17 protein-coding genes are annotated in these 22,548 nt (G+C 69.7%); 11 read left to right on the top strand and 6 right to left on the bottom strand.

Going from position 1 to position 22,548, the window contains the following annotated elements:
* Position 1: 1 nt before the first annotated feature.
* From OHB01_RS32435 to OHB01_RS32415, 5 genes are all read left to right on the top strand, one after another.
* A complete protein-coding gene (locus OHB01_RS32435; protein WP_142652456.1) occupies positions 2 to 1,114 on the top strand; it encodes a 2-hydroxyacyl-CoA dehydratase family protein in 1,113 nt (370 codons plus the stop codon).
* Positions 1,102 to 2,349, top strand: coding sequence for a 2-hydroxyacyl-CoA dehydratase family protein (locus tag OHB01_RS32430; protein WP_168066603.1), 1,248 nt, complete (start codon positions 1,102 to 1,104; stop codon positions 2,347 to 2,349). The genes OHB01_RS32435 and OHB01_RS32430 overlap by 13 nt, the downstream gene beginning before the upstream one ends.
* 122 nt (positions 2,350 to 2,471) lie before the next feature.
* Positions 2,472 to 3,398, top strand: coding sequence for an SDR family oxidoreductase (locus tag OHB01_RS32425; protein ID WP_328854439.1), 927 nt, complete (start codon positions 2,472 to 2,474; stop codon positions 3,396 to 3,398).
* A gap of 10 nt (positions 3,399 to 3,408) precedes the next feature.
* A complete protein-coding gene (locus OHB01_RS32420; protein WP_142625111.1) occupies positions 3,409 to 4,299 on the top strand; it encodes an amidohydrolase family protein in 891 nt (296 codons plus the stop codon).
* A complete protein-coding gene (locus OHB01_RS32415) occupies positions 4,296 to 4,754 on the top strand; it encodes a MaoC family dehydratase (protein WP_142652458.1) in 459 nt (152 codons plus the stop codon). The genes OHB01_RS32420 and OHB01_RS32415 overlap by 4 nt, the downstream gene beginning before the upstream one ends.
* 147 nt (positions 4,755 to 4,901) lie before the next feature.
* On the opposite strand, the gene OHB01_RS32410 is transcribed toward OHB01_RS32415, so the two are convergent.
* The 6 genes from OHB01_RS32410 to OHB01_RS32385 form a co-directional block, all read right to left on the bottom strand.
* A complete protein-coding gene (locus OHB01_RS32410; RefSeq protein ID WP_142652459.1) occupies positions 4,902 to 5,462 on the bottom strand; it encodes a hypothetical protein in 561 nt (186 codons plus the stop codon).
* Positions 5,459 to 6,133 (bottom strand): hypothetical protein, encoded by a 675-nt coding sequence (locus OHB01_RS32405; protein ID WP_142652460.1) that lies wholly within the window; start codon positions 6,131 to 6,133, stop codon positions 5,459 to 5,461. The genes OHB01_RS32410 and OHB01_RS32405 overlap by 4 nt, the downstream gene beginning before the upstream one ends.
* Positions 6,134 to 6,188: 55 nt before the next feature.
* Entirely contained in the window at positions 6,189 to 7,232 is a 1,044-nt protein-coding gene (locus OHB01_RS32400) for a WxL protein peptidoglycan domain-containing protein (protein WP_328854438.1), read from the bottom strand.
* 91 nt (positions 7,233 to 7,323) lie between these two features.
* Positions 7,324 to 7,965 (bottom strand): hypothetical protein, encoded by a 642-nt coding sequence (locus OHB01_RS32395; RefSeq protein ID WP_328854437.1) that lies wholly within the window; start codon positions 7,963 to 7,965, stop codon positions 7,324 to 7,326.
* A 109-nt stretch (positions 7,966 to 8,074) separates the two neighbouring features.
* Positions 8,075 to 13,021: a ThuA domain-containing protein gene (locus OHB01_RS32390; protein WP_328854436.1), complete on the bottom strand. Its 4,947-nt coding sequence runs from the start codon at positions 13,019 to 13,021 to the stop codon at positions 8,075 to 8,077.
* 212 nt (positions 13,022 to 13,233) lie between these two features.
* Positions 13,234 to 14,517: an ROK family transcriptional regulator gene (locus OHB01_RS32385; RefSeq protein ID WP_142652654.1), complete on the bottom strand. Its 1,284-nt coding sequence runs from the start codon at positions 14,515 to 14,517 to the stop codon at positions 13,234 to 13,236.
* A 244-nt stretch (positions 14,518 to 14,761) separates the two neighbouring features.
* On the opposite strand from OHB01_RS32385, the gene OHB01_RS32380 reads away from it, so the two are divergent.
* From OHB01_RS32380 to OHB01_RS32355, 6 genes are all read left to right on the top strand, one after another.
* The gene (locus OHB01_RS32380; RefSeq protein ID WP_260617567.1) at positions 14,762 to 16,102 is read left to right on the top strand and encodes an ROK family transcriptional regulator; all 1,341 of its coding nucleotides are present in this window, start codon (positions 14,762 to 14,764) and stop codon (positions 16,100 to 16,102) included.
* Between the two features lie 355 nt (positions 16,103 to 16,457).
* The gene (locus OHB01_RS32375) at positions 16,458 to 18,131 is read left to right on the top strand and encodes a sugar ABC transporter ATP-binding protein (RefSeq protein WP_328854435.1); all 1,674 of its coding nucleotides are present in this window, start codon (positions 16,458 to 16,460) and stop codon (positions 18,129 to 18,131) included.
* On the top strand, positions 18,079 to 19,131 hold the full coding sequence (locus OHB01_RS32370) for an ABC transporter permease (protein WP_328854434.1): 1,053 nt from the start codon (positions 18,079 to 18,081) through the stop codon (positions 19,129 to 19,131). Before OHB01_RS32375 ends, OHB01_RS32370 begins: the two co-directional genes overlap by 53 nt.
* A 49-nt stretch (positions 19,132 to 19,180) precedes the next feature.
* Positions 19,181 to 20,242: an ABC transporter substrate-binding protein gene (locus OHB01_RS32365; RefSeq protein ID WP_328709844.1), complete on the top strand. Its 1,062-nt coding sequence runs from the start codon at positions 19,181 to 19,183 to the stop codon at positions 20,240 to 20,242.
* Positions 20,239 to 21,411, top strand: a complete 1,173-nt coding sequence (locus OHB01_RS32360; RefSeq protein WP_147945576.1) for a Gfo/Idh/MocA family protein — start codon at positions 20,239 to 20,241, stop codon at positions 21,409 to 21,411. Before OHB01_RS32365 ends, OHB01_RS32360 begins: the two co-directional genes overlap by 4 nt.
* The gene (locus tag OHB01_RS32355) at positions 21,408 to 22,415 is read left to right on the top strand and encodes a sugar phosphate isomerase/epimerase family protein (RefSeq protein WP_328709845.1); all 1,008 of its coding nucleotides are present in this window, start codon (positions 21,408 to 21,410) and stop codon (positions 22,413 to 22,415) included. Before OHB01_RS32360 ends, OHB01_RS32355 begins: the two co-directional genes overlap by 4 nt.
* Positions 22,416 to 22,548: the final 133 nt, after the last annotated feature.

The following is a 22,548-nucleotide window of genomic DNA, read 5'->3' as shown; positions in this document are numbered from 1 at the left end:
CATGCCCACGGCGCTCGCCGCGCTGGAGGAGGCGTACGCGCGGCGCGCCGCACCCCGCCCCCCGGCCTCCCCGGCCTCGTCGGAGGGCCTGGCAGGCACCCGGACGCCGGTCGTCGGGTACGTCGGGGCGGACATGCCGGTCGAACTGCTGACGGCCGCGGGGGTCAGCGCGTTCCGTCTCACCGGCGACCCGGAGTCCGGCTCCGCGCTCGGTGACCGCTACCTGGGCCGCGGGGTGGATCCGATGGCCCGCTCGGTGCTCACCCGGCTGCTCGACGGGGCCTTCGGCGACCTGGACCACGTCGTGGTCTCGCATGACTGCGAGGCGTCGCTGCGGCTGTTCTACGCGCTGCGCGAGCTGCGCCGCGTGGAGCCGGGCACGCGGCTGCCCGAGGTGTATCTCGTCGACATCCTGCACCTGCCGCACCGCACCACCGCCCGATACAACCGGCGCAGGATCGGCGAGTTCGCGGCCAGGCTGGAGGCATGGACCGGCCGTCCCCTCGACCTGGCCGGGGCGGTGGCGGCGCACGACGAGCGCCGGCGGCTGCTGGCCGCCGTCGCCGAGCTGCGCAGGGCCGTGCCCGCCCGCCTGACCGGGCGGCAGTTCCTCGCGGTGGCCGACCCGGGCCTGCCCGTGGACGAGCACATCGCGTTGCTGGAACGGCTGCTGGCCGAGGCGGGACGGCTGGAAGAACACACCGGGCGGCGCGTCTTCCTGAGCGGCAGCGACCACGACACGCCGCACGTGTACGAGGCCGTCGAGTCCGAGGGCTACGTGATCGTCGGCGAGGACCACTCCTTCGGCGGGCCGCAGCCGGACAGGCCGGTGGGCGCGGGCGGCCTCGACGCGCTGGCCGAGCACTACCACCACAGCGGCCCGACCGCCCACCGGGCCACGGCGGGCGAACGCGCCGCGCACGCGGCCCGGGCCGTACGGCAGTGCCGGGCCGAGGTGTTCGTCGCCTATTCCAGGATCGCCGACGAGGCCCCGGCCTGGGACTTCCCGGCGCAGCGCGCGGCGCTCGACGTCCCCGCCGTGCTGCTGGAGCGCCAGGAGTACGGGCGCGCCGACCTGACCGCCCTGCGGAAGGAACATCCATGCGCAGTGTGAAATCCCTCGCCACCGCGGCCGAGGCGGGCAGGCACCAGCGCGAATGGTTCGCCGACCTGCGGCGGCGGGTCGCCGACGGCGAGCCGTTCGCCCTGCTGAACGCGGACGTCCCGCATGAGATCTTCCGCACGATGGACATCCCGTACGCGGTCAGCCAGTGGTGGGCGTCCCTGGTGGCGGCCAAACAGCGCTCGGGGCACTACCTGGAGCTGGTGCGGCAGCGCGGCTACCCCGACTACTCCGAGCAGTACAACGCCGTCACCCTCGGCTCGGCCTTCGACCCCGAACCGGAGGCCGGCCCGTGGGGCGGTCTGCCCAAGCCGGACATCATCGTCGGCGACGCCACCGGCGATGTCACCCGCAAGGTCTTCGACATCTGGGGTCACGAGCCCGGCGTCACCTTCTATCCGCTGGAGAGCGCCGCCGAGAACGAGGTCCCCGTCAACTGGTGGGAGCTCATGCCGCACCGCTGGGAGCAGGCCGTCGGCCCGGCCAGGCTGGACCTGCTCACCGCTGAGCTGGAGAACCTCGTCAGGTTCCTGGAGACCACCACCGGCAGGCGCTTCAGCGAGTCCCGCTTCCGCGAGGTGATGGCCCTGGTCAACGAGCAGGAGGAGTGGAACAGGAAGACACGCGACCTCATCGCCCGCACCCGGCCCGCGCCGCTCGGCGTCGTGGACAGCATCCCCAGCGTCATGCTCCCGCAGTGGCACCGCGGCACCGAGTGGGCCAGGGACATCGCGAAGCGCTTCTACGAGGAGGTGCGCGAGCGGGTCGACACGGGCCAGGCCGCGTGCCCGGACGAACGGGCCCGGCTGATGTGGATCGGCCGCGGCCTCTGGTATGACATGGGCTTCTACCAGCGCTTCCAGGACGAGTACGGCGCGGTGTTCGTCTGGTCGATGTACCTGGCCATCGCCGCCGACGGGTACATCCGCTACGGCGACGACCCGATGAGAGCGCTGGCGGCGCGCTTCGCCGCCTTCACCGACCAGCTCTACACCCCGCCGTGGTCGAGCGAGTGGTACGTGAAGGAGGCGCGCCTGCACGGCATCGACGGCGTGGTCCATCTGGTCTCCGACGACCCGCGCGGCAGCTACTTCACGGCCAGGGCACTGGAGGCGGCCGGGTTCCCGGTGATCGAGATCCACGCCGACAACGTCGACGCCCGCACCTTCGGCGACGAGGTGGTCGAGCGCGTCGGCCGGTGGCTGGAGAACGTCGTCCTGGCCTGACGCCGAGCGTCCCCGGCTCCGTCACACGGGCCGAGCTCGCCGATATGTTGGGCATATCTTTGACGATCATCATAAATCTGTCGTATATTTCGCTGTATTCGCGTACATTTCAGGGGGAACCCATGGAGCTTTCCGGCAAGGTCGCCGTCGTCACAGGTGCGGGCCGCGGGCTCGGCCGCGCGTACGCAGAAGCGCTCGCCGCGGCCGGGGCGGCCGTGGTCGTCAACGACGTGGACGGCGACGCGGCCGCGCAGGTGGTCGAGGCCATCACCGCCGGCGGCGGCCAGGCGCGGAGCGTCGTCGCCGCGGTCGGCTCCGCCGAGGTGGCCGACCTGCTGGTGGCCACGGCGGTCAAGGAGTTCGGCCGGCTGGACGTGATGGTCACCAACGCGGGCATCCTGCGCGACCGGGTCCTGTGGAAGATGTCCGACGACGACTTCGACGCGGTCATCGGCGTGCACCTGCGCGGCACGTTCACGTGCGCGCGGGCCGCGGCGATCCGGATGCGGGAGCAGGGGAGCGGCGGCAGGCTGATCCTGATCTCCTCGCCGGCGGGACAGCGCGGGAACTTCGGGCAGACCAACTACGCGGCGGCCAAGGCGGGCATCGTGGCGATGGCCAGGACCTGGGCGCTGGAGCTGGCCAGGGCGAACATCACGGTGAACGCGGTCGTCCCGGTGGCGGCGACGGAGATGACCAAGACGATCCCCGTCTTCGCCCCGATCATCGAGGAGTCCGAGCGGACCGGGAAGCCGTTCCCCGAGTGGCTGCGCAAGGACGAGGGGCTGGGCACGGTCGAGGACGTCGCGGGGCTCGTGGTGTTCCTCGCCTCGGACGCCTCAGCGGGCGTGACCGGCCAGGCGATCGGGATCGGCGGCGACCGCCTCGCGCTGTGGTCGCACCCGGCGGAGAAGGCCGTCGCCTTCGCCGACGGAGGATGGACGGCCGAGGCCATCGCCGCCTCCTGGCAGTCGGGTGTCGGCGCCGAGCCGGAGACGTACGGCATCCCCGCGCCGAAGGTCCCCGCCGCGGACGCCCCGGGAGCCTGACATGGCCGTCATGAACGTCGCCGACCTGGTCGCGATCGACGTCCACACGCACGCGGAGATCTCCAAGGACGGCCACGGCTCGCTGAGCCCGGAGCTGTTCGGCGCCTCGGAGGACTACTTCAAGGCCCACGGGCACCGGCAGCCGACCATCGCGGAGATCGCCGCGTACTACCGGGAGCGGAAGATGGCCGCGGTGGTGTTCACCGTGGACGCCGAGCACGCCACCGGGCATCCGCGCATCTCGAACGAGGAGGTCGCGGAGAGCTGCGCGGAGCACGCCGACGTGCTGATCCCGTTCGCCAGCGTCGATCCCTGGAAGGGCCGGGCGGGCGTGCGCGAGGCGCGGCGGCTGGTCGAGGAGCACGGCGTGCGCGGGTTCAAGTTCCACCCGAGCATCCAGGGCATCGCCCCCAACGACCCCGTGGCCTACCCGCTGTACGAGGCGATCGAGGAGCTGGGCGTTCCGGCGTTGTTCCACACCGGGCAGACCGGCATCGGCGCGGGCGTTCCCGGCGGGGGCGGCATCCGGCTCAAGTACGGCAATCCCATGCTGGTGGACGACGTGGCCGTGGACTTCCCCGAGCTGCGGATCATCCTGGCCCATCCGTCGTTCCCCTGGCAGGACGAGGCGCTGGCCGTCGCCACGCACAAGCCGTACGTCTACATCGACCTGTCGGGGTGGTCGCCGAAGTACTTCCCGCCGCAGCTCGTGCGCTACGCCAACACGCTGCTCAAGGACAAGGTGCTCTTCGGCTCCGACTATCCGGTGATCACCCCGGACCGCTGGCTGGCCGACTTCGACAAGCTTGAGATCAAGCCCGAGGTCCGCCCGAAAATCTTGAAGGACAACGCCGTACGCCTGCTCGGGCTCGGCACGCAGGAGAGGACGACAGGCGCATGACCACCACCGTGCACGGGCTCGACGAGATCAAGGCGCTGGCCGGCAAGGACCTCGGCCACAGCGGCTGGCTGGAGATCACCCAGGAACGGGTGAACACCTTCGCCGACGCCACCGACGACCATCAGTGGATCCACGTCGATCCCGTCCGGGCCGCGGCCGGGCCGTTCGGCGGCCCGATCGCCCACGGCTACCTCACCCTGTCGCTGGTCATCCCGCTGTTCGGCGAGCTGCTCGACATCCAGGGCGTGAAGATGAGCGTCAACTACGGGCTGGAGAAGGTCCGCTTCCCCAGCCCGGTCAAGGTCGGAGGCAGGATCCGCCTCGCCGCCGTCGTCGTCTCCGTCGAGGACGTCCCCGGCGACGGCGTCCAGATGCTGCTCGACTTCACCGTCGAGATCGACGGCGCGGCCAAGCCGGCCTGCGTCGCCCGGGTGATCTACCGGCACTACGCCTGAATCACTACGCCTGAATCGCTACGCCCGGACCAATACAAACCAATACAACAGGTGGCCGTCCTGGACGAGGACGGCCACCTGTTGTGTTGCACCTGGTGTATTTCCACCCGGGGTTGTTCAGCGTCCGATTTGTATTCCCGGGATTTTTCAGCGCCCGATGCTCGCCCGGTTGCGCCGGGCGAGGGCGATGAAGGCCACGACGGCGAGAAGCGCCACGAGAACGATGATGCCGATCTTGAAAGGCATCCCCGTCGCACTCTCCTCGTCCGCCGCCGCGGCAGCGGCCGCCTTGCTCTGCGCGGGCGCCGGCCCGACCGCCGCCACGGGCGAGGCGGCGATCTCGCCCGCCTTCACCTTCGCCTTCACCTTCGCCTTGGAGGGCTCGGTCGCGGTCACGGTGACCTCCCACTCGCCGCTCGGCAGCGGCTCGGCGGAGTGGTAGAGGTTCTGGCCCTCGGGCGCCGACCTGAGCGGCACCGGCCCGAAGGAACGGCCGTCGGTCGAGGTCGCGGTCAGCGTCGCCTCGACGACCTCCGTGACCGGATGGTTGTCCTTCTTGTACGTCGCCAGCACGTTGACGTTGTCGGCGCCGTCCCCGGTCACCTCCAGCTTGATCGCTCCGCCGTGGGCGGAGGCCGCCGGTGCGCCGAGCATCAGCACGAGCCCGGCCAGCAGGCCGGTGAGGACGTAGGTCAGTGCCTTTTTCACGAGTCGTGGTTCCCTTCGGGTTCGGCGTCGGGGGTGAGATCCCCTTCGCCGGGTGATGTCGGCAGGAAGACGTGCTGGTGGCCGTAGCCCGCGTCGACGTTCACGGCGTCGAGGGCGGTGGCTCCGACCGACCAGGTGAACAGCGCGTCGGCGCGTTGCCGTACGACCAGGTCCATCGCGGCGGTGCGGGCCGGTCCGGTGAGGTCCCGCGCGGCGGCGTAGGTGTCGACGATCGTGGCGAGCTGCCGCACGGCGGAGGTGAGACTCGACCGCGCCACATTGGTGGCGGTCTCACCGGATGGCGGGTCGGCGAAGCCTTCCACGGCCGCGGTGGCGGCCTTCCGCCAGTTCTCGACGTCGGCTGCGGTGATCACGGCAGGTCCTGCCGTGCCGTCCACGGGCAGGGCCCGGTCCAGTCCGTCGAGCACGGGGACGAGCCGGTCCCGCGTGGTGCGGGCCAGCTCCGTCAGGGTCTTGATCTGCGCCTTGTCCCGGAGGGCGGACTCGGCGCGGATCTGGTCGGCCATCTGCTCGATCGAACTCGGCCGGGTCATCCCGAACACCACGCCGCCGGAGACCATCGCGCCGAGCGCGAACGCGGCCGTGAGGGCGAGCACGCGGCCCCGGACCGGAGGCCGCTGGACGGGCATCGGTTGCCTGGGTCGGTTCATGTCGCCACCTCCTGAGGGGCGGATGCGGTGATCGGAAGGAACGGGGGACGCCGGCTCATGTGCCGAGGGGGGTGCCGTGGCTGTTGAGGAGGATCAGCTTTTCGATGCGGCGGCGGCGTCGGGTGCTGGTGACGCGGAGGGCGATGACGGCGAGGGCGAGCAGGACGAGGAGGGTGAGCTGGGGCCAGGGGATGGCCCAGACGGTGGTGTCGATGGCGACGCGTTCGGCGGTGACGCCGGGCAGGGGTTTGCCGGCGGGGGAGGGGATGGCGGTGATGGTGGTGCCGATGGGTCCCAGGGGCCAGGTGCCGGTGATGCGGGCGGTGAAGGTGCGGCTGCCGCCGGGCATGATTTCGCGGGCTCTGGCTTCGGAGGTGTCGTCCCAGGCGTTGTCGCCGGCGAGGGTGGAGGTCTGGATGCGGCTGTCGGGGGCCAGGCGGACGTTGCCGGTGTTGGCGAGGGTGTAGGTGACTTCGACGGTGCCGGGGGTGAAGGGGTTCCACGACCAGGTGTAGGCGGTCTTCACGTTGCTGACGGCGATTTTGGCGGCGAAGGTGCCGGTGACGCGGATGTTGACGCGGACGCCGACGCGGTTGTGGACGCGGACCTGGCCGGAGACGGCGTCGACGGAGGCGGTGACGCCGGCGGGGTGGTCGCCGGGGGTGGCGTTTTGGGGGATGGCGACGGTGATGGGGACGACGGTGGTGGCTCCGGCGGCGATGGTGACTTTTTCGGGGACGGTGATCCAGGAGCCGCCGTCGACGGGGGTGGCCTCGGGGGGCCGCATGTCGAAGTAGCCCTTGGTGGTGAGGTAGCCGTCGTTGGCGTCGATGGCGAAGTCGACGGGTTGGGTGGAGCGGTTGATGACGGCGATGTGTTCGGTGATCTGTTGTCCGGCGGGGAGTTCGATGTCGATGACGGTGCGGCCGTCGGGGCCGTCGGCGTTGGCCGGGACGACCGACCAGGTGGTGTCGGCACCGGCCGGGACGGCGAACGCCGCCACGGCGACCATGGCGACCAAGAGGGTGCCGACAGCCCGCAGAACGGCCAGGGCGGCGAGCAGGGCGGGGGCGCCCTGCGAGCGGTTCTCGGTCGGCAATGGTCTCTCCTGTCTCCGGGTGGGCGTCCGGGGCGCGCGTCAGGTCGCGCGAGTCCCGGACGCCCACGGTGGGGGGTGTCGTACCTGTAGATCAGGACTGGTTGAACAGCGACAGCGTGATGGTGGAGTGGTATTCGCCGGCGGCGACGTCGACCGGGGTGCGCAGGGCGAGGTCGGCGTTGACCCGGGAGGTGCCGATCTCGTCGGCGGAGTTGGCGGTGGAGACCAGCAGCTCCTGGCCCTCCAGACCCACCGTGGGAGCTCCGGAGCCGTCGGAGATGACGCTGGAGACCGGCTCACCGGCCGCCACCGCACCGGTGGTGGAGTCGCTCAGCAGGCGCGGCCTCCAGCCCAGGTATTCGGGGCCGATGGTCTTGCTCGGGTCGTCGGCCGCGACGAACTCGCTGGCCTGGCCCACGACCGCCCAGTACTCGCCCGCGGGGATCTCCTCGGGGGTGCGGGTGTCGGTCACGGTGACCGTCGGCAGGGTGCCGGTGAACTGGCGAGCGGTGGCGTCCGACCCGTTCTCCTGCAGCGACACCCCGGTGTTGTCGGCCACCGTCATCGAGAGCTGGCCGGGGGTGCTGGTGGACTGGATGTTCACCGACACGTCGATGCCGCCGGTGCCGGCGGGGTCGTCGTCGGCCGCCGCGGGACCGGCCAGGCCGGCACCGGCGAGGGTGAGGCCGAGCACGGACGCGGCGAGTATCTGGCTGGACCTGGTGATTTTCATGAATCGCTCCATTTATGGGGGGCGGGGCCGGCCGGCTGGGCGGCCGGCCCCGGGTTGAGCTACGGCGGTGACCTCGTCGTGGTGACCGAGGTCACCGCCGGTGATGCGGTCAGCGGCAGCTCGCCGCCGCGTAGTCGGCGTCGTAGGACGAGGTGACCTGCTTGCCGTTGATCGTCGCGGTGCCGGTGACGGTCACCGAACCCGCGTCGATCTGCCCGGCCCGGGTGTTGAAGGACTGGTAGGCCTGCTTACCCGGGGCCACGTCGGCCACCGTCTTCTTGCCGAACGGGGTGTTCAGCTCGATCGTCGCCGGCACGTCACCGTCGTTGACGGCCGTGACCGCCACGTACGCCGAGGTGCCGATGCAGCGGGAGGACGCGGTGACGGTCAGCTTGACCTCCGGGTCGCTCTGCGGCTTGATCAGCTTGAAGTAGTCGAACGTGACCGTCTTGGACGCGCTCTGGTTGGTGCCGATGGTGTAGACACCGATCTTCGACGCGTTCGCCACGGCGCTGTTCTTCACCACCGCGACCGTGCCGTTGGTGGCGAGGTCGGTCCAGGTGGTGCCGTTGGAGGAGTAGGAGCCGGTGAAGCTGTCCCCCTCCTTCTTCAGGCGCAGCCACCACACACCGGTGGTGAGGTTGTTCACCTGCGGCTGCGGGTTCTGCACGGTGCCGCCGACCTCGCTGCGCAGCTCGATCGTCCGCGCCACCGTCGACCCTGCGGCGTTGGTGGCGAGGAAGTCGAACTTCACGTAGTTGTCGTCGTCGCCGTACACCATCAGGCCGCCCTGCTGGTACTGCTCGTTGAGGGCCGAGGCGTCAACCTTGGTCTCCAGCGTCCAGTCGCCGTTCGGAGCGGTCTGCAGGATGAAGTTCTTCGGAGCGCCGTTGGTCGCCCCGTAGATGTCACCCGTGGTGGTGTCGAGCTGCAGCTTGCCGTCGCTCACGCGCATCGCCGTGGCGTCGGGACGGACGATCGCGTTCCAGCGGCAGACGTCGAGCGTGGTGCCGTCGAACTCGTCGTCCGGGCTCGGCGCGGTCGCCTTGTCATCCGGCGTGATGTGGAACCAGTCGAAGGCCGCGTCCACCACCGGGTGGTTGGCCCCCGCCAGCGAGATCAGGCCGATCTTCGGGTTGTTGATCCCGGCGAGCGACTTGGTCTCCGGCATCGCGGTGAACGTGGTGCCGTCCGACGAGTAGTGCGCGGTGATGTTGGTGCCGTCGCTGATGAACCGCACGTACACCGTGTCGGGGTAGGCGTCCCCGAGGGTGGCCGTGTTGCTCTGCGACACCTCGTTCGGCGCGCCGTTCTCCTCGCGGATGAACTGGAAGATGCGGTTGGCGTGGTCCGAACCGGAGGTCGACCGCGCCTCGAGCACCATCTTGGCGTAGTTGTCGTCGTCGCCGTAGATCACCAGGCCCGCCTGCTGGTACGCGTCGGTCGCCCTCAGCGTGAGCTTGGCGGTGGCGGTCCAGGCGCCCGACGGCGCCGGCTGCACGACGATGTTCGGCGTGTTGTTGGTCGTCTGGTAGATGTCGGTGGCAGAGGTCGGGATGATCAGGCTGCCGTCGGCGACCCTCAGGTCCTGGTTCTCCCGGATGACCGACCAGCGGTCACGGTCGAGCTGGTTGCCCAGGAAGTCGTCGGAGCGGCCGGTGAAGCACACCGTGGCCGGCGGGTCCACCTTGATCGGGATCTGGGCGGTGCTGGACGCGCCCTTGTCGTCGGTCACGGTCACCACGGCGGTGTAGTTGCCCGGCGCGGTGTACGTGTAGCTCGCTTCGGCGGTGGTGGGCTGCGGCGCGTCGCTCACGCCGAAGTTCCACTTGTAGGTGATCGGGTCACCCTCGGGGTCGGCCGCCGTCGCCTTGAAGTTGACCTGCAGCGGGGCGACGCCCGACGTCGGGTTCGCTTCCGCGGTCACGTTCGGGCGCTGGTTCTCCGTGGCGCCCTTGCCCACGAAGTCGACCCAGTTGAAGTTGGCCAGGTAGGCGTCGTTCGCCGCGCTCGCCGGCTTGCGCACGACGAAGTACAGCGGTCCGCTTTCGGACGGCGGGTTGGTCAGCTCGAGCGTGACGTCGGTGAACGTCTGCCAGCCGCCGGTGGGCGTCACCTCGACCGAACCGACCAGCGTGCCGGTCTCGGGGTTGCCCGTGCGGATCTCCACGGTGCCGCCTGCGCCGCCCGAAGAGGCCCGCAGCCGGATCGCGGAGACGTTCGTCAGGTTGACCGGGTCGAACGACCACCAGTCACCATCCTGGATGTACCCGATGTGCTGGTTGCCGCCCTGGGTGTCGCTCGTGGTCTCGGACTGGACGCCTGCGGCGTCGGTGCCCTTGCCGTCGGCCACCCGGCCGGTCTGGCTGAAGTGCTCGGCCTGCTTGCGCTTGGGCTCCAGGATGACCTGGCCCCGCCCGATCAGCGGCTTGGCACCACCGTCGGCGCCCTCGTCGGTGTAGCTGGCCTCGATCACGTAGAACAGGTTGTCGTACTCGCCGTGGCCGGCCAGCTGCGTCTGCAGCGTGCCCTCACAGCCCTTGAGCTGGTCGAGCGGGTGGCCGTGGCTGTCGTGGCCGAGGATCGCCTGGATCTGGACCTTGTCGCAGTCGATCGTGCCGTCCTCGGGGTCGGTGACGGTGACCTTGAACTTCACCTGGTCGCCGAAGTCGAAGAAGGCGCCGTTCGGCGGCAGGTCCACCGTGACGGTGGGACGGGTGTTGCCCGCGTTGATCACCACGCTGGCGGTGGCGGTCTTGCCGTCGGTGTTCGTGACGGTCAGGACCACGTTGTACTCGCCCGCCTCCTCATAGGTGAAGGTGGGGTTGGGGTCGGTGGAGTCGGTCTCGCCGTCACCGTCGAGGTCCCAGGCGTAGGTGAGCGCCTTGTCGTCCGGGTCCCGGCTGCCCTCGCTGGAGAACTGGACGGTGAGAGGCAGGGGCCCGTCCGTCTTGTCCGCGGTGACGCGGGCGACCGGCGGGCGCTGGCCCTTGGTGTACTCGATGCGGTAGACGCCGGAGTCGGCGTTGTCGCCGCCGAAGCCGGAGCCCCACTCGATCAGGTACAGAGCGCCGTCGGGGCCGAACTTCATGTCCATGGGCTTCTTGAAGCTCATCTTCTGAAGGATTCGGTTCATCTCGACGAGCTTGTTGCCGTCCTCGTTGAGCTGGAACGACCAGATGGCGTTGTTGTTCCACTCACCGAAGATGGCCTTGCCGTCCCAGTACGCCGGCCACTTCACGTCCGACTGCAGGTTCTCGTCGTACCGGTAGACCGGGCCGCCCATCGGGGCGCCGCCGGACAACTCGGGGAAGTTCTGCGGGTCGGCCGCGTAGTGGTACCAGACCGTCGCGGGAGTCACCGGCGGCAGGTTGGTCAGACCGGTGTTGTTCGGCGAGTCGTTGACCGGCGCCGCGCAGTTGAACGCCGACCCCGACTTCTTGGTGGCGAAGTCGTAGTCGATGTACGGCGTGTTGTTGCCGATGCAGTACGGCCAGCCGAAGTTGCCCGGCTGGGAGATGAGGTTCCACTCGACCGTGTTCTGCGGACCCCGGGTGGAGCTCGCCGCGTTGGCGTCGGGGCCGTACTCGCCGAGCATGATGTAACCCGTCTTGGGGTCGAGACCCATGCGGAACGGGTTGCGGAAGCCCATGCCGTAGATCTCCGGCTTGGTCTTCTCCGTGCCCGGAGCGAACAGGTTGCCCGACGGGATCGTGTAGGTGCCGTCAGCCTCGGGGTGGATGCGCAGCAGCTTGCCGCTCAGGCTGTTGGTGTTGGCCGAGGTGCGCTGGGCGTCCCAGTTGGCCCGGCCGGACTGCTCGTCGATCGGCGCGTAGCCGTCCGAGGCGAACGGGTTGGTGTTGTCGCCCGCGGCCAGCCACAGGTTGCCGGTCTTGGGGTCCATCACCATGCCGCCGCCGTGGTGGCAGCACTCGGCCCGCTGCACCGGGACGTCGAGGAGCTTCTTCTCGCTCGACAGGTCCAGGGTGTCACCGGTGACCGTGAACCGGCTCAGCCGGTCGACGTTCTCCCCGTTGGGCGAGTAGTACAGGTACACCCAGTGGTTCGTGTCGAAGCCGGGGTCGAGCGCCAGCCCGAGCAGGCCGCTCTCGTTGGCGGTGAAGACGTTCAGCTTCGCCGCCGTCACCGTGCCGCCGCTGGGCTTGATGACCTTGACCTCGCCGAGCCGGTCGATGTAGAAGACCCGGCCGTCCTTGGCGACGTCCAGCATCATCGGGTTCGACGTGTTGTCGTCGAGCGTGACCTTCTCGAAGCTCTCGCTCTGGGAGGCCGAGCAGTCGGCCCTGACCGCGCCGGCGGCGGTCTTGATGCCGCCCAGCAGCAGCTTCAGGAAGTTGGCCTCGCTGTAGTTCTCCTTCTGGTGGCCGAGCCCGGTGTACCACGAACGGCCGCCGTCGTAGTCCTGACACCAGGTGTTCGGGTGGTCGGCGCCCATCGTGCCGCCGGAGTAGGACTTCTCGTCCAGCGACGTCAGGACATGGACCGTGCCACGCGGGTTGGTCTGGTAGTCGTACCACTCGTCGGTACGGGTCCAGGTCGTCGGCAGGTCCTTGGTGGACGGGTGCGCCGGGTCCTCGACCTTGACGGTGGCCTGCTGGATCGCCGGGTGCTGCTTGAAGTAAGCCCCGACCAGCTTGCCGTACCAGGCCCAGTTGTATCCGCTGTCGGCGGCGGCGTGGACGCCCACGAAGCCGCCGCCCTTCTCGATGTAGCGCTGGAAGGCGTCCTTCTGGTCCTGCGTGCCCAGCGGGTCACCGGTCGTGGACATGAAGACCACGGCCTGGTACTGCGCCAGGTTTTCGTCCGTGAACTTGGTGCTGTCCTCGGTGGTGTCGACGGCGAAGTTGTTCTGCTGGCCGAGCTGCTGCACGGCCGCGATGCCCTCGGGGATCGAGTCGTGCCGGAAGCCGGTCGTCTTGGAGAAGACCAGCACCTTGAAGTCGGGCGCCGCCGCCGCGGCCGTAGTCGTGGCGGCCTCGGCGCTCACCGGCGCCGAGAAGAGAGTGATGACGGGAGCGACGAGGGCCATGGCCATCGTCGCCGCGGTCCGACGTCTGATGCGTCGTCCCTTTTCTGGCACGGCCGTACTGAACGGCCTGGCCCACGTTCGTTGACGTGGAGACATTGAAAACCCTTCCTGACCGGGGGGACGTCAGGCAAGGCGCGCGCCGCCGCGCTTGTTGCCACTTGGTCGTAGCGGATATTGCGGTTGCTGGAGGGTGCCCTCTCCAGGTCTGTGGGGGGCCGTCAGTAAACTGCCGGCCCGGGTAATGGATCCATGATCGTCGCAGGGTCGTCGATGATGTGGTTGACCACCATGCTCGCGGCGCCGCGGGAGGCGGCACCGAAGCCGAGCGTGGAGGCGACGAACCGGCACTGGGCGGCGGGGGCGGCCACCACGAGCCGTTGCAGCTGGTCCTGCGCGTGCGGGAGCAGCCACTGGGCCAGTGAGGCGAAGTAGCCTCCGATGACGATCACTCGCGGGTTGAACAGGTTGGCAAGGATCGAGCCGCCGAGCCCGAGCCACTCGCCCACCTGCGCCACCGCCATCATCATCCGACGGTCGCCCGAGGCCAGGCCTCTGGCGATGTCGGCCATCCGTTCACCGGGGTCGGGCACCGGCATGCCGGGCAGGCCGTACGCCTGCTCCGGCATGGCGGCACGGACGAGTGCGGCCAGTCCGACCTTGGTCTCCCAGCAGCCGACGCGGCCGCAGCCGCACTGGTCGCCGTTCGGATCGACCCGCAGATGTCCGACCTCGCCGGAGAATCCGTCCGCTCCGCGCAGCAGCCTGCCACCCGAGATGATGCCGCCGCCGACGCCGACCTCACCGGTGAGGTAGACCAGGTCGGGTGTGCCGGCGGCGATGCCCGAGGTGAATTCGGCCACCGCGGCGAGGTTGGCGTCGTTGTCCACCCGCACCGGAACCTGCAGCGGGCCGAGTATGGCGCTCAGCTGGTCGGCGAGGGGGAGATCGCGCCAGTAGAGGTTCGGCGCGAGTGTCACGACTCCACGGGCCACGTCCACGAGCCCGGGGACGGCCACGACGATGCCGGCAGGGGCCGCCCCGGCCCGGCGCATCGCCTCCACGGCCTCCTTGGCCACGAGACCGAGCCGGCGCACGGAGTTGTCCGGGCCGCTGCCCATCGTGTCGTAGACCACCCTGCGCTCGACCAGGACCCGGCCGCTGAGGTCGGTGCCGTGAACCGCGATGTAGTCGACGTTGATCTCCATGCCGAGGGCGCCGACGTGCGCGCCGTGCAGCGCGACCGCCCGTCTCGGACGCCCGATCGCACCCACGTGCTCGACGCCGACCTCCCGTACGAGCCGCCGTTCCAGGAGCTCGGCCATGAGGTTGGAGACGGTGGCCCGGTGCAGCCCGGTCGCCTCCGCGATGTCGGCGCGGGACAAGGAGATGTGGTCGCGCAGCTCGCGCAGCACCAGCGAGAGGTTCGCCCTGCGGAGGGCGGCGGGACCCGCCGGCGGCGCGGCGCCGCTCGGGGCGCGGGTGAGGTGCGGTTCCTTCGACACCCGCGTCCACCTGCCTTTTGTTTGTCTCCGAGATCAATTAATGAGGGTTGTAACACGGCGATGTCCGATCGTGCACCCCCGGAATGCGTAACGAGTTGGCATCGCTCGTATTTCCGCACGTCGCGATCTATCCCGTTTCCGGTTATCGGAACGTTACAAAACCTGCAACCGGTTTCACACTTGTCTCCCCGGGATGTGGCTGCCTTTAATTCGGCGAGCCATGCGAACTAATTGAAGGAGCGGCGTGGACCACAGCAAGGCCGACGGCCACACGACCGACTCGATGAGTCGCGGCGGGTCCGCGGGGCTTCCCGCGGACCAGGCCACCGTGCGCCGTTCGAACCTCGCTCTGGTGCTGCGCCACGTGAGCACGTACGGCCCGTGCTCCCGGTCGGCCGTCGCCGTCGCGACCGGGTTGAACAAGACCACCGTCACCAGCCTGGTGAGCGAGCTGCAGGCACGCGGACTGGTCAAGGAGACGGGCCCGCAGTACGCGGGCTCCGTCGGCCGTCCGAGTGTCGCGCTCGCCCTGGACGGCTCGCGAGTCGGCGCCCTGGGCGTCGAAGTCAACGTCGACTACATCGCCGCGATCGCCACCGACCTCGCCGGCCGGGTGCTCATCGACCGGCGCATCGGCTTCGACGCGATGGGATCGGGCCCGGAACGGTCACTGGACGAGCTCGTCCGCGTGATCGAGAAAACCGTCGCCGATCTCGACCGGCTCGGGGTCGCGCTGGCGGGGATCACCGTGGCGGTCCCCGGCCTGATCGACACCACGACCGGCACCGTCGTCGTCGCCCCGAACCTCGGCTGGCACGGCGTGGCGGTGGCGGAGCGGCTGTCCCACGCGGACATCCACGGAGACATCCCCATCACGGTGGACAACGACGCCAACCTCGCCGCGCTCGCCGAGTACACCTCGGGTGTCGCGGCGGGCACCTCCGATCTGGTCTACCTCACCGGCGAGGTGGGCGTCGGCGGCGGCGTCATCTCCGGCGGCCGGTTGCTGGGCGGAGCGGACGGATTCGCCGGGGAGGTCGGCCACGTAATGGTCGATCCCTCCGGCGAGCGGTGCCGCTGCGGCCGTCTCGGCTGCTGGGAGACGAAGGTCGGACTGGCCGCGTTGGTCCGCATGGCCACACCCGACCGCGCGTACGGCACGGACCACCAGGTCGTCCGCGACCCGGAGGAACGGCTGGCCGACATCGAGCAGCGGCGTGCGGAGGGAGACCCCCGTGTCGACGCCGCCGCAGTGGAGGTGGGCAGGTGGCTCGGAATCGGAGCGGCCATGCTGGTCAACCTCTTCAACCCGCGAGTGATCGTGCTGGGCGGCTACTTCGCCAGGCTCGCCGACCGGATAATCCCGGCGGCTGAGCAGGAGCTGGCGCGTGTGGGCATGAACGGCGCCGTCGAGCGCTGCCGGTTCGTCGCCTCCACACTCGGCTTCGGCGCCGCCTCACGCGGCGCGGCCGGAGTCGTCGTCGAGCGAGCGTTGTCCGACCCCACGAGCATCGCGATCCGATCATCCCCCGCCATCGGAGTGATCGAGGGCACCCCGATGGCCCGACTGCCCCACTCACCCTGATCCGCGTGCCCGCCACGCGGCCCGACCCCTCGCCCGCCGGATCCAGACGCCCGTCCGCTTGACCGTCCGTCCCGTATGCCTCGGCGCCTCCCGCCCATCCCCGGCGCCGTGGCAATGGCGCATGCGGTCAAGCGGACGGGAACCAACCATCTCCTTTCCCCCCAGAACGTCCCGCCCGCCTGATCGTCGTCCGGAGCCGCGCCGGCATCGTTGACGCCGACCTCGATGCCGTCGCGGCGGTGCCAACCGGCGCCGTCAGGCGGGCGGGGCCACGGCCGCACTGTTTTCCGGCCGCACCGTTTTTCAGGAGGCTCCTGTGCCGCGGTCATCATCCGACCCGTCATCGCTGCTCGTGATGCGAGGAATCGTCAAGCAGTTTCCCGGCGTACGTGCGCTGGATGGTGTGGACCTGGAGGTCAGGGCTGGTGAGGTGCACTGCCTGCTCGGGCAGAACGGGGCCGGGAAGTCCACGCTGATCAAGATCTTGTCGGGTGCGCATGCGCCGGATGAGGGGGAGGTGCTGCTGGACGGCTCGCCCGTGCGGCTGGCGCCGCCGACCGCGGCGATGGGGCATGGCATCGCGACGATCTATCAGGAGCTCGACCTGGTGGACGGGTTGAGCGTGTCGGAGAACATCTTCTTGGGTCATGAGCCGGCGCGGCTGGGGTTTTCGCGGCGGGGTGAGGCCGATCGGGCGGCGGCGCAGTTGCTGGGCCGGTTGGGGCATGGGGAGATCCGGCCGCGGACCGAGGTGGGCCGGTTGTCGCCGGCGCACAAGCAGATCGTGAGCATGGCGCGGGCGTTGTCGCATTCGGCCCGGTTGATCATCATGGACGAGCCGTCGGCGGCGTTGGCCCATGACGAGGTGGCCAATCTGTTCCGGGTGATCCGTGATCTCACCTCGCAGGGGGTGGCGGTGATCTACATCTCCCATCGTTTGGAGGAGATCCGGGAGATCGGGGATCGGGTCACGGTGTTGAAGGACGGGCGGACGGTCGCGGTGGGGTTGTCGGCCAAGGACACTCCGACCGGGCAGATCGTGGCGTTGATGACGGGCCGGAATGTGGAGTATGTGTTCCCGCCGCGGCCGGGCCGGGATGTCCATGAGGGGCGGCCGGAGGTGCTGCGGGTGGAGGGGCTGACGCTGCCGGGCCGGTTCGCGGATGTGTCGTTCAGTGTGCGGGCGGGGGAGATCGTCGGGCTGGCGGGGCTGGTCGGGTCGGGTCGTAGTGAGATCGTCGAGGCGATCTACGGGGCGCGGCGGGCGAGCGGCCGGGTGGTGCTGGATGGCCGGGTGGTGCGTGGGGGCAGCACGACGCGGGCGGTGCGGATGGGGATGGGCCTGGCGCCGGAGGAGCGTAAGGCGCAGGCGTTGCTGCTGGATCATCCGGTGGCGCAGAACATCACGCTGGCGAGTTTGAGCCGGTACACCAGGCCGCGGTGGCTGGGGTGGCTGGATCGGCGGGCGGAGCTGGCCGAGGCGACGCGGTTGGCGCAGGCGCTGGATATTCGTCCGCCGGATCCGCGGCGTCCGGTGCGGACGTTGTCGGGGGGCAACCAGCAGAAGGCGGTGCTGGGGCGGTGGCTGGCCGAGGACCGCAAGTTGTTGTTGCTGGACGAGCCGACGCGTGGGGTGGATGTCGGGGCGCGGGCGGAGTTGTACGCGTTGGTGCGCCGGCTGGCCGATGACGGCATCGGGGTGGTGCTGGTGTCCAGTGAGGTGCCCGAGGTGCTGGGGCTGGCCGATCGGGTGCTGGTGGTGCGTGAGGGCCGGATCGTGCACGAGGCCCCGGCCGAGGACCTGGACGAACACCGCGTGCTCGACCTCGTGATGGTCTCCACCGAACAAACCACCGGGCGGGCCGCCGGGCGAAGCGCCGGACAGGCCGCCGAGCAAAGCGCTGGGCAGACGGCCGGGCAGGCCGCCGGCTCCGATGGCGAGGCCACCCTCGCCACTGATTCCGACTCCGGCTCCGATGCCGGGTCTGGTGTTGCAATTCCCCCCTCTGAAGGAGCGTTCGATGATTGAGGTCGATCAGGCCGCGCAGGCCGGCCCGCGCGTAGCGGCGGGTCCGGGCGGGCGGTTCGGCCGGCTGGGCGAGGTCCGGCACCTGGGGCTGGTCGCGGCGTTGGTGCTGCTGGCGATCGTGGGTCTGGTGACCAGGCCGGAGAACTTCGCCACCTCGTCCAACCTGGTGAGCATTCTGGCGCTGGCCTCGACGATCGGTGTGATCACGGTCGGGATGACGTTCGTGATCATCGGGGGTGGCATCGACCTGTCGGTCGGGGCGTTGATGGCGCTGGCCTCGGTGTGGGCGACGACGCTGGCCACGCAGTCCTACGGGCCGATCGTGATGATCGTGTGCGCGGTGCTGGTCGGCACCGGCGCGGGACTGTTGAACGGCATTTTGATCGCCTATGGGCGGATGGTGCCGTTCATCGCGACGCTGGCGATGATGGTGGCCGGGCGTGGCCTGGCGCAGCGGATGTCGAACCAGCGCACGCAGCTGGTGCAGCCGGACAACTCGCTGATCGTGGACCTGTCGACCACGCGGCTGCTCGGGCTGCCGTTGCTGGTGTATGTGTTCGCGCTGGTGGTGCTGATCGGCTGGGTGGTGCTGAACCGTACGACGTTCGGCCGGCGCACCTATGCGGTGGGCGGCAACCCCGAGGCGGCGCGGCTGGCCGGTATCGACGTGCGCAAGCACACGCTGATGTTGTACGCGCTGTCGGGTCTGTGCTGCGGGATCGCCGCGGTGCTGATCATGGCGCGGACCACGACGGGGTCGTCCACGCATGGTGATCTGTACGAGCTGGACGCGATCGCGGCGGTGATCATCGGTGGGACGCTGCTGAGCGGCGGCCGGGGCACGATCATCGGGTCGATCCTGGGTCTGCTGATCTTCACGGTGATCACCAACCTGTTCATCCTCAACGGTCTGAACACCGCCGACCAGCTCGTCGCCAAGGGCGCGATCATCGTCATCGCCGTGCTCCTGCAGCGGCGCAGCCTCAGAACACACACCTGACACCCTGGGCCGGATCGGATCCCGACCGGCTTCGACAAGGAGAGAACATATGGACAAGAACGTCGGCCGGCGCGGCTTCCTGTGGAGTGGAGCCGTCCTCGGCGCTGGCGCACTCGTCACGGCCTGCACGAGCAACGAGCCCGCCGCGCAGGCGAGCGCACCGGCCGCGGCCCCCGCGGCCGCGGCCACGGGCGGCAACGACGCCCCTGGTGAGAAGGTCGTCATCGGTTTCTCGGCTCCGGCCGCCGACCACGGCTGGATCGCCGCCATCAGCAAGAACGCGACGGACGCGGCCGCGCAGTTCTCCGATGTGGAGTTCAAGGCGGTCGAGCCGACCAACGACATCAACCAGCAGATCTCGGCGGTGGAGTCGCTGATCCAGGCCAAGGTCGACGCGCTGGTGATCCTGCCCAACGACGGTGAGCAGCTCAACCAGGTCGCCCGGCAGGCGATGGACGCGGGCATCCCGGTGATCAACCTGGACCGGGTCTTCCCCGACAAGCTGTCGTACCGGACCTGGCTGGGCGGCGACAACTACGGCATGGGCGTGGCGGCGGGCCACTTCATCGGCAAGACGCTCAAGGACAAGGGCGTGTCCGACCCGGTGATCCTGGAGATCCAGGGCATCGCGACGCTGCCGCTGACCCAGGAGCGCAGCAAGGGCTTCGCCGACGCGCTGAAGACCTACGGGTTCTCGGTGACCGCGCAGCAGGACGCGAAGTTCACGGTGGAGTCGGGCACGCAGGTGGCCAGCAACCTGCTGCAGGCGCACAAGAAGATCGACGCGATCTGGAACCACGACGACGACCAGGGCATCGGTGTGCTCGCCGCGATCAAGGAGGCCGGTCGCGACGAGTTCTTCATGGTCGGCGGCGCCGGCTCGGCCAACGCGATGCGCGACATCCAGGCCGACAACGGCGTGCTGAAGGCCACGGTCACCTACAGCCCCACGATGGCCGGTTCGGCGATCAAGCTGGCGCGGCTGATCGCGCAGGGCAAGGGCATGAGCGACCTGCTGGAGCAGGAGGTGCCCCAGTCGCTCACGCTGTCCTCGGCGACCGTCACCAAGGACAACGCCGCCCAGTATCTGCCGCTCGGGTTCGAGTCATGAGGCCTGTCGCCGGGATCGGCATGATCGGCTACGCGTTCATGGGCCGTACGCACTCGCAGGCGTGGCGCAGCGTGGACGCGTTCTTCGACCTGCCGATCAAGCCCGCGATGGTGGCGGTCGCCGGCCGGTCCGCCGAGGCGACCGCGCAGGCGGCCGAGAAGCTGGGGTGGGCCCACGCGGAGACCGACTGGAAGCGGCTCCTCGAACGCGATGACGTGCAGATCGTGGACATCTGCACGCCGGGTGACAGCCATGCCGAGATCGCGATCGCGGCGCTGGCGGCGGGCAAGCACGTGCTGTGCGAGAAGCCGCTGGCCAACACCGTGGCCGAGGCCGAGGCGATGGCCGCGGCGGCGCGGGAGGCGGCGGCGCGCGGCGTGCGCAGCATGGTCGCCTTCAACTACCGCCGCGTGCCCGCGGTCGCGCTGGCCCGGCGGTTCGTGGAGGAGGGCAGGCTCGGCGAGATCCGGCACGTGCGGGCGCAGTATCTGCAGGACTGGATCGTCGACCCCGAGTTCCCCCTGGTCTGGCGGCTGCAGAAGGACAAGGCGGGATCGGGCGCCCTCGGCGACATCGGCGCCCACATCATCGACACCGCCGAATTCATCACCGGTCAGCTGCTGACCGGGGTGTCGGCGATGACCGAGACCTTCGTCAAGGAGCGTCCCCTGGCGGCCAGCTCGGCCGGGCTCTCGGCCGGCGGCGGAGCCGGGAGGGGCCCGGTCACCGTGGACGACGCCGCGCTGTTCATCGGCCGGTTCAGTGGTGGCGCGCTGGGCTCTTTCGAGGCCACCCGCTTCGCCACCGGGCGTAAGAACGCGCTGCGCATCGAGGTCAACGGCTCGGCGGGCAGCCTGGCCTTCGACTTCGAGTCGATGAACGAGCTGTGGTTCCACGACCACGCCATCGGCAGCGCCGAGCACGGTTTCCGGCGGGTGCTGGTCACCGAGCCGGACCACCCGTACGCCGGGGCATGGTGGCCGCCGGGCCACGGCCTCGGTTACGAGCACACCTTCGTCCACGAGGCGAAGGACTTCCTGGAGGCGATCGCCGCCGGCACCGACCCCACGCCGTCCTTCGAGGACGGGCTGCGGGTGCAGCGGGTGCTGGCGGCCGTCGAGCAGAGCGCGGCTGAGGGCAGCCGCTTCACAAGTGTGGAGGATTCATGACCAGGCCGGTGACGTTGTTCACGGGGCAGTGGGCGGACCTGCCGTTCGAGGAGGTCTGCCGGCTGGCCTCGGAATGGGGCTACGACGGCCTGGAGATCGCCTGCTGGGGCGACCACTTCGAGGTCGACAAGGCCCTCGCCGACGACTCCTACGTCGAACGCAAGAAGGAGACCCTGGCCAAGTACAACCTCGGGGTGTGGACGATCTCCAACCACCTCCTCAGCCAGGCCGTCTGCGACCACCCCATCGACGAACGCCACAAGGGCATCCTGCCCGCCCGCATCTGGGGCGATGGCGAACCCGAAGGCGTACGGCAGCGCGCCGCCGAGGAACTCAAGGACACCGCCCGCGCGGCGGCCAAGCTCGGCGTCAAGACCGTCGTCGGCTTCACCGGCTCCTCCATCTGGCACACCCTGGCGATGTTCCCCCCGGTGCCGCCGTCCATGATCGAGGCCGGCTACCAGGACTTCGCCGACCGCTTCAACCCGATCCTGGACGTCTTCGACGAGGTGGGGGTGCGGTTCGCGCACGAGGTGCACCCCAGCGAGATCGCCTACGACTACCACACCACGGTGCGGACGCTGGAGGCCATCGGGCACCGGCCGGCCTTCGGGCTGAACTGGGACCCCTCGCACATGGTGTGGCAGGGCCTGGACCCGGCGAACTTCATCCTCGACTTCGCCGACAAGATCTACCACGTCGACTGCAAGGACGCCCGGGTGGCCACCCGCGACGGCCGGCGCGGCCGTCTGGCCTCCCACCTGGCCTGGGCCGATCCCCGCCGCGGCTGGGACTTCGTGTCCACCGGCCGGGGCGACGTGCCGTGGGAGGAGTGCTTCCGCGCGCTCAACCACATCGGCTACGACGGCCCGATCTCCATCGAGTGGGAGGACGCGGGCATGGACCGGCTGCACGGCGCACCCGAGGCCCTCGCCTACATCCGCTCCCTCAACGCCATCACCCCGCCCGACGCCGCCTTCGACGCCGCCTTCTCCTCCGAGTGACCCGGCACGCCGGGCGGCGGCCGCACAGTGCCACATAGTGCTCCGCACGCTGGGCACACAGTGCTCCGCACGCTGGGCAACACGGTGCTCCGCGTGCTGGCCGCGAAGTGCTTCGCACGTTGGGCACACAGTG

It is taken from the genome of Microbispora hainanensis, from assembly GCF_036186745.1.
Lineage (GTDB): Bacteria > Actinomycetota > Actinomycetes > Streptosporangiales > Streptosporangiaceae > Microbispora.
Note: the sequence above shows the minus strand (reverse complement) of the source record. Positions and strands in the feature narration are given on the sequence as shown.

Excerpts from the sequence above, each read along its gene's own strand:
- OHB01_RS32375 (WP_328854435.1), top strand. The coding sequence starts at position 16,458 with ATGCGAGGAATCGTCAAGCAGTTTCCCGGCGTACGTGCGCTGGATGGT.
- OHB01_RS32415 (WP_142652458.1), top strand. The coding sequence starts at position 4,296 with ATGACCACCACCGTGCACGGGCTCGACGAGATCAAGGCGCTGGCCGGC.
- OHB01_RS32435 (WP_142652456.1), top strand. The coding sequence starts at position 2 with ATGCCCACGGCGCTCGCCGCGCTGGAGGAGGCGTACGCGCGGCGCGCC.
- OHB01_RS32420 (WP_142625111.1), top strand. The coding sequence starts at position 3,409 with ATGAACGTCGCCGACCTGGTCGCGATCGACGTCCACACGCACGCGGAG.
- OHB01_RS32425 (WP_328854439.1), top strand. The coding sequence starts at position 2,472 with ATGGAGCTTTCCGGCAAGGTCGCCGTCGTCACAGGTGCGGGCCGCGGG.
- OHB01_RS32360 (WP_147945576.1), top strand. The coding sequence starts at position 20,239 with ATGAGGCCTGTCGCCGGGATCGGCATGATCGGCTACGCGTTCATGGGC.
- OHB01_RS32355 (WP_328709845.1), top strand. The coding sequence starts at position 21,408 with ATGACCAGGCCGGTGACGTTGTTCACGGGGCAGTGGGCGGACCTGCCG.
- OHB01_RS32395 (WP_328854437.1), bottom strand. The coding sequence starts at position 7,965 with ATGAAAATCACCAGGTCCAGCCAGATACTCGCCGCGTCCGTGCTCGGC.
- OHB01_RS32430 (WP_168066603.1), top strand. The coding sequence starts at position 1,102 with ATGCGCAGTGTGAAATCCCTCGCCACCGCGGCCGAGGCGGGCAGGCAC.
- OHB01_RS32405 (WP_142652460.1), bottom strand. The coding sequence starts at position 6,133 with ATGAACCGACCCAGGCAACCGATGCCCGTCCAGCGGCCTCCGGTCCGG.
- OHB01_RS32365 (WP_328709844.1), top strand. The coding sequence starts at position 19,181 with ATGGACAAGAACGTCGGCCGGCGCGGCTTCCTGTGGAGTGGAGCCGTC.
- OHB01_RS32370 (WP_328854434.1), top strand. The coding sequence starts at position 18,079 with ATGCCGGGTCTGGTGTTGCAATTCCCCCCTCTGAAGGAGCGTTCGATG.
- OHB01_RS32390 (WP_328854436.1), bottom strand. The coding sequence starts at position 13,021 with ATGGCCATGGCCCTCGTCGCTCCCGTCATCACTCTCTTCTCGGCGCCG.